Genomic DNA, 11016 nt, shown 5'->3' with positions numbered 1-11016 from the left:
CGTCAGGCTTTCGCCCATTGCGCAAGATTCCTAATTGCTGCCCCCCGTAGGAGTCTGGGCCGTGTCTCAGTCCCAATCCGGCTGACCATCCTCTCAGACCAGCTACCCGTCGTCGCCTTGGTAGGCCGTTACCCCACCAACTAGCTGATAGGCCGCAAGCCCATCCTGAAGTGCATTGCTGCTTTAGATACTCTGCCATGCGACAAAGCATCCACATGCGGTATTAATCCACCTTTCGGTGGGCTATCCCCCGCTTCAGGGCAGGTTGCTTACGTGTTACGCGACCGTTCGCCGCTAGGTTTCACAAGACCTCTGCCGAAGCTTTGGTCAGCGTGATCCCTCGCTCAACTTGCATTTCTTAGGCACGCCGCAAGCGTTCGTCCTGAGCCAGGATCAAACTCTCCATCAAAAAACAGAAAAAACCGACCGCCTTCCAGAAAGAAGCGCTCCACTGGGGAGACAGATCTTAGAGGAAAGCACTCAGTTTCTCAGCTTTCATAAGAGACTAACGGACTTGTTCGATTGCTCGAACAAGCCTGGTTTGAAACTCACCTGGCACACGTCGTTATCCACTGGAAATCAACGTTTGCTCCGCTTGCACTATTCAGTTGTCAAGGTTCTCGCCGGAGGCTTTCCATCCAGCGAACAAAAGGTATTATACCTCACGCTCGCGGGCCTGTCAACACTTTTTTGCCCTGCGCGGAACTTTTTTTTCGCGTCCCTCTTTCGGGCACGGCTGTGACAACCAGCGGCGACCGACATATTAGCACGTGCGATTCGGTATGTCAAGGGAAATCCAGAATTGTTTGCTGATGTATCTCGCCGGCTCGATCGGTCCCAAACCACAGCTGCTGCGCGCGGATTCGGGCGCCGGATCAGTCCGACAAAAAGGGGAAGGCGCCGGTGCGACTTCCCCTCAAGTGATCTGCTCGGAGTCACCCACGGACTTACCTGCGCTTTTTCAGCGCTATCACCGCCGCGCCGAACAGCCCGCTTCCCAGCGCGAGCAGCCCGGTCGGCTCAGGCACCGGCAGCGCCATCGTGCCCGTAGCGAACACCTCGTGGTTCGGACCGTAGGTGAACATGGCTCCTCCGTAGTAGAACGTCGGAACGGCAGCCCTGACCCAGAAGCCGGACTTTTCGGTCTCCGCGTAGACCGGAGCAGCCTCCGTGACCCACCGCGCCATCGGACCCGTGATCGGCATCACGACTATCCAGTCATTGGGGCAGCCCATCTCGATCCAGCCATAGCACATCGAAGCGTCCACCTCGAGATCATTGATGTGCTGAGGACTCTGGTAGTTCTTGACGATGTAGTTGAACTGCCAGACACCGGGTGAGACCGGGACCGGCGAGCCGTCCAGGACGACCTGCGGCGCGGCCACGGCGGGGACCGACACAAACGCGACCATGACGCAGAGACATGCAACTACTAACATCTTTTTCACTTCACGTCACCTCCTTACAGTTTCCGGCACATCGGCAGACCAAGGGAGAGCCGGACTCCGGCTCTGCTCTTCATCATACGATATGCCGCTCTGTTGCACGCTCTTATCGGCGCTTCCGGACGATCGAACCCGCGAGGACCATAAGGCCGGAGCCCAGTACGAGCAGCGATCCGGGCTCAGGAACCGCAGGGATCAGCACGCCCATCTGCTGTGCGACTACGCCCGGCATGTGCGGCCAGTCGGTAAAATAGCACGTAGTGGTGCCATCTCCATATCCGGGGCGCACGTAGATCTTCCAGTAACCCCAGCAGTAGTTGCCGACCGTGATGGGGTAGTTCCCGCTTGGATCCTGACACCCGTATGTGCCGCCGTCCCATGACCCTGCCCAGTTCTCGGGCGGAACGATCTCTATCTGGCCGGGTGTCCAGTTCCCGAGATTCAGATGGAAGTCGAATATGGGTCCAGCATAGTCCCAACCGTGCTGGTAGTCGAGCGTGTAGATATACTCGTTCATCTGTTTCTGAGCGTCGTACGCCTTGGTAACCACCCAGGGAGCGATCACCGGCGGACTCGCAACTGAAACAGACACTGCGAGACTCAGAAGAAACACGACCGCAAGGACCGCGTACAGTATCCGCGTCATCTTTTCTCACCTCCTCTCAACTACCAGCGTATCGGTCAGCTGCGGAGTCAGCCGCCGCGATGCCGGCAGGCGCGGAGCAGGCCCGAAGACCGCCCCGCGCCGCAATGCCCGAGCTACTTCTTCGGGCTCTCCGTCACTACGTGATGCAGTGACCAACCGTTCAGACTCCCGCCGGTGAACTTGCCCGTAGCCGGATCGTAGGTCACGGTTTCGGTCGTGGTCCCCTTGCTGTTGTCGGTCTGGTCGGTATCGTGGGATATCGTTACCGAGTAGGTGCCGTCCGCGTTCTTAGTGCATCCCGTAACCGCTACGCAGTGCCCGCCACCCTTAGGCGACTTCGCCACCAACTCGACATCATTGCCGTTCTGAATGTCATTGATGACGTCATCCATGTTGATCCCGGCCGCGGCGGTCTTCGCCGTGGTCTTGATCGGCAGTTTCTTCTCAGCCATCCATGCGGCCTTGTTGTTGTACCATGTCCAGCCGCATCCGGGCGCCGTCCAGCCGGTCGCCGACTTCATGTCGCCGATGTCAATGGCTCCAGCATCCATGCCGAGGCTGTGCTGGGAGTTCAGGAACTGCAGGCTGTTGGAGACCGCGGCCGGAACGCACTCGTTCTTGCCGGCCTCCTGGTTCGGGAACGGCTTGCTGTGCGCCGCCGACTTGGTCGCCTTTTCGCCTTTGTTCGCCGACGCAGGCTCCGGCGGACCTGCGATGGACTCCGGTTCTGTCCCGGAGTAGAGCTCGAACTCCCGATCGCCAACCAGTGCTCCGCCGGCGGACAACGGCACAGCGTACTGCGGCTGCTTGGTTATTGTGTAGCCGTAGCTGATGTTTCCGACCGGCATGCCGCGCGGCGTGCCGAGGTCGAACATCACGTTCAGCGTCTTCGGGCCGCTGGTGCCGCCGACGCTCAGGAGCGGAACGTTCTGCGCCTGCCACGATCCGTTCACGCTCAGGTTCAAATACTGCACGTCCTCCGAGCCGCTGAACGTCAGATCGAGGCTTCCCCACTCGGAGTTCGGCGTGAGGAATCCATCCAGATTCCAGTCCACCTGCTCGAACCTCGCGGTGGCATCGGCCGGGAAGAGCAGTGCCTTGTTGCCCTCGTAGAACTGGAACCAGTACCCATGACCTTTGTCGAGGTCCAGCGATGAAGGCCAGTCGTCCGGGATGCCGACGTCAATCAGGCTCTGCGTGGCGGCGTCCCACCAATATCCGACGGAACTGAGCCAGTTTGCCCCGTACTGAGATGCATCGCGGAGGGTCTTTATCTGCGCTCCGTCGTGGACTCTGACGTCCTCCCAAGGCATCATCTGTTCCTTCGGATGACCGAGGATTATCCATCCCGGCTTGCACACGCTCACCCACTTATCCTCAATGGACTTCTTGCCCGAGTAGGTGAACGTAACATCGAAGAAGGAATCTACCCAGTATCCGTCGCCGAGTAGCGCTCCGCCGAATGGACCCCATGCCCCGTTCGAGACGTGGTCGTCAGACCACATATCGTAGGTGTAGAGGCTCTGGCTGCACGACTCCCACCGGTACATGCGCCCGTCGAGTTGGGTCGGATCGCCACCGGCAAATACGACCGGCGGATCCCACGGCTTCGCCGAGTGCTCGATGCCGTCGCTCGTTCCCGCCGGAGCCACGGGGAGCGCAGTCAGGTTCCAGCTCGAGCGGAGGTGGGCCTGAATCGCGTCGAACGAGGTCACCTTGCCCGGGGGCGCGGTGGGCAGTATCAGCGGAATCACGCGGCCCGGAACGACCGCCGCATCGGTGCTGACGACACCGAACACCTCGACCCAGTCTTTCCAGGGAATCCACGGGGTGGTCAACGCGGTCTGCTCGACCCTGACACCCAGATTGCCGGAGCCGTCATTGAGCGGCTGGGTGTCGCTGTTGGCGCCATCCCATATGTAGAACCACCGAGGAACGGGAGAGGGGTCAACCGCAGTGACCATCCCCATGACCCTGACCTTCAGACCGACGTTCAGCGCGCCTCTGCCGTTCGAGACTCCCGGGTTCGAGATATCAAGGTCGCCTCCGCCGACGGCACGCGTCCGCAGATCGAATGGAGCGGGTATAGGGTTGTCCGAGCTGATCTCGGAGACCGGCTCGCTCGGGAACACCGCCCGTTCGCCGTCGTACATTCCGATGATCCCGACCGCTTGCAGGTCATCCCCAAGGCTCACATACCACGGCGGAATGGTCTGAATGCGGACCCCGCTGGCCCTGGTGGGCTCTTCTATGTAGATGTAGTCCGGGCCGATCAACGTCACTATGCCGTGGAGATTGACCAGCGTGTTGTCCGGAACACGGCGTCCGGGACCTATCGGGGTCATAGGCGGAGCCACCACCGTCGGAAGCTCATCCCAGATCTGGGGCAGTGCGCCCTGCTCTACCCCCGTCTCGACATCCAACCCGTCCAGATTGTCTTTGCCTATGAGCCCGATTTGAGAACCGTGGAAGTACAGCGTAGAGTAGCCCTGGAACGACGTCACGTACACGTCGGACGGAGACGCGCCGAAGCTGTTACCCGGTGCAAGGGAGAACAATGCGTAGTCAACGCCCGGCTGAGGCATCTGTCCGACGCCGCTGACGAAATACACCACCAGCGCGTCAATATTGTCGTTCGGCCAGAGCCCCATCGAAGCGGCGGGAGCCCACAGGTTGAACGCTCCCGAACCCGGCCAGCTCACGAAGATGTCCGCCGGCGACCTCGTGGGCGGCAGGCTCGGTGATCCCGGCGCGAGTGAGAAGTAGATCGGCATATCGTGCATTTCGTCGCCGTTCAGATCCATCGGCAGCAAGTCGAGTGCGTCCATGTCGTCTATCTTCAGAGGGTCCATGGTCGGGTTGACCTGGGCGGGCATGATTGACGGTATCTCGTTGTAGCGCGTCTGGTTGGCGCTCAGGAGGTTCGGCCCGAATCCCGGTTGCCATAGGACCAAGCTGGCCGGCATGTTCATCATATAGGACTGGGCCGGACTCAGGTTCATCCAGCCGTTGGTCACGAACCGATCGCCGGCGGCCTGGTTTCGATTTGCCTGGTGGCGATACTGAGTGTTCCAGGCGCCTCGCGATCGGCGCGTGGCCGAGAAGTAGACAATGGGCCTCGCATTGGGGTTGTTGTCTGCAAGGGAGTGCGCGTCGTTCTCGTCCATCATCCCGAGGCCGTATAACGGGGCTCTGACGTGAATGATCGGTCCCGGTCCGCCGACATCAAATCCCATGCCCATGGGTCCGAAGGCCTCGCCGTAGATGTGGCTCGGCCAGCAGCCGAAGTTTGCCACAGAGGGCGAAGGCTTGTCCAAAGAGATCGGATCCGCCTGACCCGGCGGCGGCGGATCCGCGCAGGCGATCCCGCCGCAAATCAACAGGATAGCTGCCAACAGCGCGATCTTTCGTGACATGATGCTCCTCCTTCTTATGCCTCCGAAGTAAGCGAAACACTCCCTGTCGAACGCGGTTCGCGCCCGGACGTTCGCCGTCCGGAGCGCGTTCGGCGCAGATTCAGGAGAGTACATCGGTTCGCAAGACAGGCGGAATCGAGGGTTTGGTGGGCGACGGATCATGTCACTGCCCACCGCGTTCTTTCTTGTAGAGTGCTGCTTTCCAAGGTCCCGCCTGGAATGAAGCACACAGGTCGCTGGACTTACCAGACTGAAGATTCACGACACTGCATACTTACAGTATTCGTAAGAAAATGTTATCACGCTATGCCCGATGCGTCAAGTGATTTCTCAAAACCCAGCACAAATACCAGGAAACTCTGAGACCAGGCACACACCAGTTCCGTTCTCGGCCAATCTGTGGTAGAATCCAAGCACGGCACCGACCGTTACGGCGGCCCCCGGGTAATACTGCAGGTGATAGAGCATTGGACACTGAGCACAGAGGAACGATACTGACACAGCAGGGATACGACGACATCAGGCGCGAACTCAATCGTCTGCTAACCATCGAGCGTCCCGCCGTCGTGCTACGACTGAAGGAGGCGATGGCTCTCGGCGATCTCGCCGAGAACTTCGACTACCATGATGCAAAGCGCCAACAGGGGCTGATGGAGGCCCGAATCAGGGATCTCAAGCGGATTCTGGATACGGCGACTGTACTCGAGGGCAACGGCCCGATCGAGGAGATAGGCGTCGGCTCCAAGGTGCTGGTCCGAGACGTCGCCGACGGGTTCGAGGACCACTACACCATAGTAGGTCCTCCGGAAGCGGACCCATCCGAGGGAAGAATATCGTACGAATCGAACATGGGAGCCGCACTGCTCGGCCGGAAGGCTGGCGAACGCATCTCCGTCGAGGCGCCCTGCGGGGTGCTGGAGTTCGAGGTCGTCAGTATAGAGTAGCGCGGCCCGGCACAAGTCCCGACGCCCCGTCTCTCCTCGAGGCGGGGCGTCTGCGCGTCTGTCGGATTGCGCGAGAGCGCCTTGCTATTGGGGTTGCGCGGGGGCCGTCGGCGGCTGAACGGGCGCAGGTTCGATGACGGCCGGAGCCACCGGAGGCGCAGGGGCAACTTCCACCGGCGCGGCTGCGGACCCGGCAACGAGGTGTCGGGAGTCCGTATCGAGGAGCATGTCATAGGCGCCGTTCATGAGCCGCGCGAACCCCTGCCGCACCGGGTCGTCGTAGATCGCGGAGGCGCTGTCCGCCGTCTCATTCCAGTTGTAGTATCCGAGCCCGTTCGCGGACATGGCACAGTCGAGGGCGAACGCCGACGCGCGTTCGGCGGACGAATCGCCGTAGAACCGGTATGCGAGTACGACCTTCTTCCGCGCCGTCATCAATGCGTCCTGATCTTTCTTCACCTGGCCCAAGGAAGTGTTCCCCACCGTGCGGATGAACACAATATCCGCGAAATCAACGATCCTGATCTCGTTCGCATTGTTCCACCTGTAAGCAAGCGCATCCGGGTGATCCGCGTTGAACGGGTACGCAACCTCAACAGCGAAGAGCACGTCGCCGTGCTTCCTCCTGACTTCTCTGGCCACGTCCTTCATCGCGTCGCCGATGATCCGGGCGCGGAATGCCGTGTGCTCCTTCACCGCAGCCGGCATGTTGCGCTTGTCCTCGAAAGCGTAGTTGAAGATCGTCTTGTCGCGCGGGTCAATGTCCTCGAAACTCCGATATCCGGTGCCCCACTTCTCGTTCAGTTTGTCCAGGTTGAAGTGCGATGCCTTCATCCACTTGCGGAAGTAGGAGTTGGCATCGTCGTCGAATGAGAGCGGAAGCCCGCGCTCGTCGCGCCAGCCGATCTCGACCATCAGAGCCACTACCGGTCGGTCCTTCCTGCCGTCCCTTATCCGAAGCAGAGCCGGATTGTCCCTGTAACGATCGAGGTAGGCGTTTATGTAGTGCGCGAGGGCCTTCTTGAACTCGCCGTCCCGGAAGTCGCACCCGTCCGGCACCGGCTGCCCGTCCTGGTTCACGGCCTGCTTCAACTCGCGCTGGGAGAACTTCATCAGGCTCTCGCGATCCATGGATTGGAGTTGCAGCCACGGAAGGACTCTCATCCCTTCCTCGCCCGCGAGCCTGTACTCCCGATCCAGCCAGTACCAGTCGCGATTGATCGCCTGGCTGACCTCGTGGTCAACGCAGATCGTATTGAAGCCGAGGTCTTTGATCAGCCGTATGTCCTTGGTGAACGCCACATCGTCGCTCTTCCAGGGTTCCCACCAGTGGCCGAAGAAGTATACTGACTTGAGGGCCTGACCGTCCGTCAGTCGGATCGGCTCCCGGGTACTGACTGTGCCTGCATAGGAGACTGCCGACATCAGGATAGAGAGCACGACGCACAGAGACGCGGACTTTGATATCAGCGACTTCGACATTACTACCTCCTGTTGCGCGGGACGGGATAGACCCCCGGGTTCTGCACTGGAACGCCCGCATTCTAGCATCGCACGGATGGGAGGTCAAGAATCCGCGGCGGGTTTGACAAAGACGGGGGCAAATCGTAGAATTCCGCTGGAATCGAGAGCGATGCAGAGCCGGCGCAGTCCACGGGAAGCCGATATGGAAGAAAGCAGAACTGCTGAGAGGATTGAGGAACTCCGGCAGCAGATCAACTATCACAACCACCGATACTACGTGCTCGATCAGCCCGTGATCTCCGACGCGGAATACGACAAGCTGATGAGAGAACTGCTCGCCATCGAGGCCGAGCATCCCGACCTAGTCACCCCTGATTCACCCACGCAGCGAGTCGGCGCCGCACCCGCGACCGCTTTCGAGTCGTACACGCATCGGCTGCCGATGCTGAGTCTCTCAAACGCATTCGGCGACGACGAACTCCTTGCCTTCGACAGGCGCATCAAGCGGATGCTGGACGTTGAGGAGCAAGGGGATATCGAGTACGTCGCGGAACTCAAGATTGACGGCCTCGCGGTCTCTCTGACCTATGAGAACGGCCGATTCGTCAAGGGCGCGACTCGCGGGGACGGCTTCTCGGGCGAAGATATCACGGCGAACCTGAGGACTGTCAGGGCGATACCGCTTGCAGTACTTGGGAACTCGAAACCCGAGGTCCCGAGTTTGGTCGAGGTCCGGGGCGAGGTGTTCATGCTGCACGAGGAGTTCCGGAGGATCAACCTCGAGCGCGAGGAATCCGGAGAGCAGACCTTCGCGAACCCGCGCAACGCGGCGGCCGGGTCGGTCCGACAACTGGATTCCGCGATCACCGCGAGCAGGAACCTCGACATGTTCGTCTACGGCGCCGGATACCTGGAAGACGGTGGGTTCGACTCTCATTTCGATATGCTGGAGGCCTTCAAGACCTGGGGGTTCAAGGTCAACCCGAACATTCGGCTCTGCAAGAGCATCGAGGACGTTCGGGCGTTCATCGTCGAATGGGGAGAGATGCGCGAGACTCTCGGTTATGACATAGACGGTGTGGTGGTCAAAGTGAACTCCCTGGAACTGCAGGAGCGCCTCGGATTCGTGGCGAGGAGTCCCCGCTGGGCAACCGCGTACAAGTTCCCGGCCACCCAGGAGACGACGGTAGTCCGTGATATTGTCGTAGGCGTCGGACGCACCGGCGCGCTGACGCCGGTCGCGGTCATGGAGCCGGTCGAGGTCGGCGGCGTGACCGTCTCGCGGGCGACGCTGCACAACGAGGACGAAATCCGCCGGAAGGACGTCCGCATCGGAGACACAGTGGTGATCCAGCGCGCGGGCGACGTAATACCCGAGGTGGTCCAGGTCATGCTCGACAAGCGCACCGGCACGGAGCGCGAGTTCGTCATGCCGAGCAAGTGCCCGGTCTGCGGCGGCGACGTGGAGAGGCCCGAAGGAGAGGCAGTTGCGCGGTGCGTGAATATCTCATGTCCGGCGCAGATCAAGGAGCGCGTCCGGCACTTCGCATCCAGGGGTGCGATGGACATCGAGGGCGTCGGCCCGGCGCAGATAGACCAACTCATAGATCGCGAGCTAGTTCGAGATCCGGCCGACCTGTACTACCTGACCATCGAGCAACTGATGACCCTGGACCGCATGGCCGAGAGATCCGCATCGAATGCATACAGCGCCATTCAGGCGAGCAAGAGCCGGCCCCTGGCGCGGCTGATCAACGGCTTGGGCATCAGGCATGTCGGCGAGCAGACATCTCAGGCCCTGGCAGACCGGTTCGGCAGCATCGAGGCTCTGGCGGACTCCTCCGAGGAAGAACTCGCGGGGGTTACCGATGTCGGCCCGGTGGTCGCCTCGAGCGTCGCCCGTTTCTTCCGCGAGCCGGAGAACCGCGAGGTACTCCTCAAGCTGCGCGAGGCGGGCGTCGCGACTCAGTCGGCCGGGCCGATGCAGTCCCGGCCGGGGATCGCCGGCAAGACCTTCGTCTTCACCGGCGCGCTCGAACGGTTCACGAGAGAGGACGCTGAGGAGAAGGTTCGGCGGCTCGGCGGAAAGGCGTCATCGAGCGTCAGCAGGAACACCGACTTCGTCGTCGCCGGGGAGGGCGCAGGATCGAAGCTCGAAAAGGCACGGGAACTGGGAACAACCGTTCTGACGGAGAAGGAGTTCGAGGAGATGGTCTCTTGAGATGGGCGTGCGGAGCACAGAGATGATAGGCCGACACGCTCAGCAGAACATCGGCTGGACACGCGCGGTCTACGCGTGGGGACCCGTCATAGCATACATGACGATCATCTTCTTCGCCTCGGCCCAGCCGGACATGCCGCTCGAAGGCAGGACTTCCCTCTCCGACAAGGCGATTCACGCAGGTGCGTACTTCGGACTGACGATGCTGGCCTACCGGGGGGCACTGATGGTTTCTCTAGGCGCGAAACTCACGGCAGTCGCTCAGGCGATGCTCGTGTCCATGCTGCACGGCCTCTCGGACGAGGCGCACCAGTACTTCGTTCCGGGACGCAACGCGGAGTTGAATGACTGGTTGGCCGACGCGACCGGAACACTCGCGGCGGTATCACTGATCGTTCTGATCGGTAGTATCTTGGGAAACGGAGGGACAACAAGTGTCCGAGGAAGAAAAAGGCTATGAAGTGATTGACAAACGCCGGGTGAGAGCCGACGCGCCGGATTCGGACGGTCCGGCGCCCGAGCCGCCCGATGAATCGCCAGAGATCGAGACGTTCGCAGAGGCCTCGTGCGACGAGACCGTCGAATCAGAGGGTCCCTCGGAGGAGACTCCTCCCGCAATGCCTCCGATAGATGTGTACACGCTCCTGATGTCATTCATCGGCATGCTGGGCGCGCAGGCATGGCAGTGGATGGGGCTTGTGACGGACCCTTCGACCGGAAAGATCGAGAAGGACCTCGTTCAGGCGAAGGTCGCGATTGACTCTATCGCGGCGCTGGCGACACAACTCGACGGCAAGATCTCTGACGCGGACTCCAAGGAGCTTCAGTCTATGCTTAGCGACCTGCGAATCAATTTCGTCCGGCAGAGTTGAGCGCCAGA

General features: G+C 60.8%; 8 protein-coding genes and 1 rRNA gene. 4 read left to right on the top strand and 5 right to left on the bottom strand.

Features of this window, described 5'->3' with window-relative positions:
- From KBC96_01685 to KBC96_01670, 4 genes are all read right to left on the bottom strand, one after another.
- A 16S ribosomal RNA gene (locus tag KBC96_01685) occupies nucleotides 1-409 on the bottom strand; the annotation flags it as partial.
- A gap of 538 nt (nucleotides 410-947) precedes the next feature.
- The gene (locus tag KBC96_01680; GenBank protein ID MBP6963093.1) at nucleotides 948-1448 is read right to left on the bottom strand and encodes a PEP-CTERM sorting domain-containing protein; all 501 of its coding nucleotides are present in this window, start codon (nucleotides 1446-1448) and stop codon (nucleotides 948-950) included.
- A gap of 103 nt (nucleotides 1449-1551) precedes the next feature.
- On the bottom strand, nucleotides 1552-2091 hold the full coding sequence (locus KBC96_01675) for a PEP-CTERM sorting domain-containing protein (GenBank protein MBP6963092.1): 540 nt from the start codon (nucleotides 2089-2091) through the stop codon (nucleotides 1552-1554).
- Nucleotides 2092-2204: 113 nt separating this feature from the next.
- Nucleotides 2205-5507, bottom strand: a complete 3303-nt coding sequence (locus KBC96_01670) for a hypothetical protein (GenBank protein MBP6963091.1) — start codon at nucleotides 5505-5507, stop codon at nucleotides 2205-2207.
- A gap of 467 nt (nucleotides 5508-5974) precedes the next feature.
- Here KBC96_01670 and greA point away from each other — a divergent pair, with 467 nt between their 5' ends.
- Entirely contained in the window at nucleotides 5975-6451 is a 477-nt protein-coding gene (gene greA, locus KBC96_01665) for a transcription elongation factor GreA (protein MBP6963090.1), read from the top strand.
- Nucleotides 6452-6535: 84 nt separating this feature from the next.
- On the opposite strand, the gene KBC96_01660 is transcribed toward greA, so the two are convergent.
- Nucleotides 6536-7933 (bottom strand): beta-galactosidase, encoded by a 1398-nt coding sequence (locus KBC96_01660; protein ID MBP6963089.1) that lies wholly within the window; start codon nucleotides 7931-7933, stop codon nucleotides 6536-6538.
- Nucleotides 7934-8117: 184 nt separating this feature from the next.
- On the opposite strand from KBC96_01660, the gene ligA reads away from it, so the two are divergent.
- The 3 genes from ligA to KBC96_01645 are packed head-to-tail and all read left to right on the top strand — an operon-like array spanning nucleotide 8118 to nucleotide 11008.
- Nucleotides 8118-10136: an NAD-dependent DNA ligase LigA gene (ligA, locus tag KBC96_01655; GenBank protein ID MBP6963088.1), complete on the top strand. Its 2019-nt coding sequence runs from the start codon at nucleotides 8118-8120 to the stop codon at nucleotides 10134-10136.
- A 22-nt stretch (nucleotides 10137-10158) separates the two neighbouring features.
- Nucleotides 10159-10596, top strand: a complete 438-nt coding sequence (locus KBC96_01650) for a VanZ family protein (GenBank protein ID MBP6963087.1) — start codon at nucleotides 10159-10161, stop codon at nucleotides 10594-10596.
- The gene (locus KBC96_01645) at nucleotides 10571-11008 is read left to right on the top strand and encodes a DUF1844 domain-containing protein (GenBank protein MBP6963086.1); all 438 of its coding nucleotides are present in this window, start codon (nucleotides 10571-10573) and stop codon (nucleotides 11006-11008) included. The genes KBC96_01650 and KBC96_01645 overlap by 26 nt, the downstream gene beginning before the upstream one ends.
- Nucleotides 11009-11016 lie beyond the last annotated feature (8 nt).

The organism is Armatimonadota bacterium (assembly GCA_017993055.1).
In the GTDB taxonomy this organism is placed as follows: Bacteria; Armatimonadota; UBA5829; order DTJY01; family DTJY01; genus JAGONM01.
The sequence above is the reverse complement of the archived record's forward strand: the minus strand, read 5'-3'. Positions and strand labels throughout refer to the sequence as shown.

Bases quoted from the DNA above. Each gene is read 5' to 3' on its own strand.
- ligA (MBP6963088.1), top strand. From the start codon at position 8,118: ATGGAAGAAAGCAGAACTGCTGAGAGGATTGAGGAACTCCGGCAGCAG.
- KBC96_01675 (MBP6963092.1), bottom strand. From the start codon at position 2,091: ATGACGCGGATACTGTACGCGGTCCTTGCGGTCGTGTTTCTTCTGAGT.
- KBC96_01650 (MBP6963087.1), top strand. From the start codon at position 10,159: ATGATAGGCCGACACGCTCAGCAGAACATCGGCTGGACACGCGCGGTC.
- KBC96_01670 (MBP6963091.1), bottom strand. From the start codon at position 5,507: ATGTCACGAAAGATCGCGCTGTTGGCAGCTATCCTGTTGATTTGCGGC.
- KBC96_01660 (MBP6963089.1), bottom strand. From the start codon at position 7,933: ATGTCGAAGTCGCTGATATCAAAGTCCGCGTCTCTGTGCGTCGTGCTC.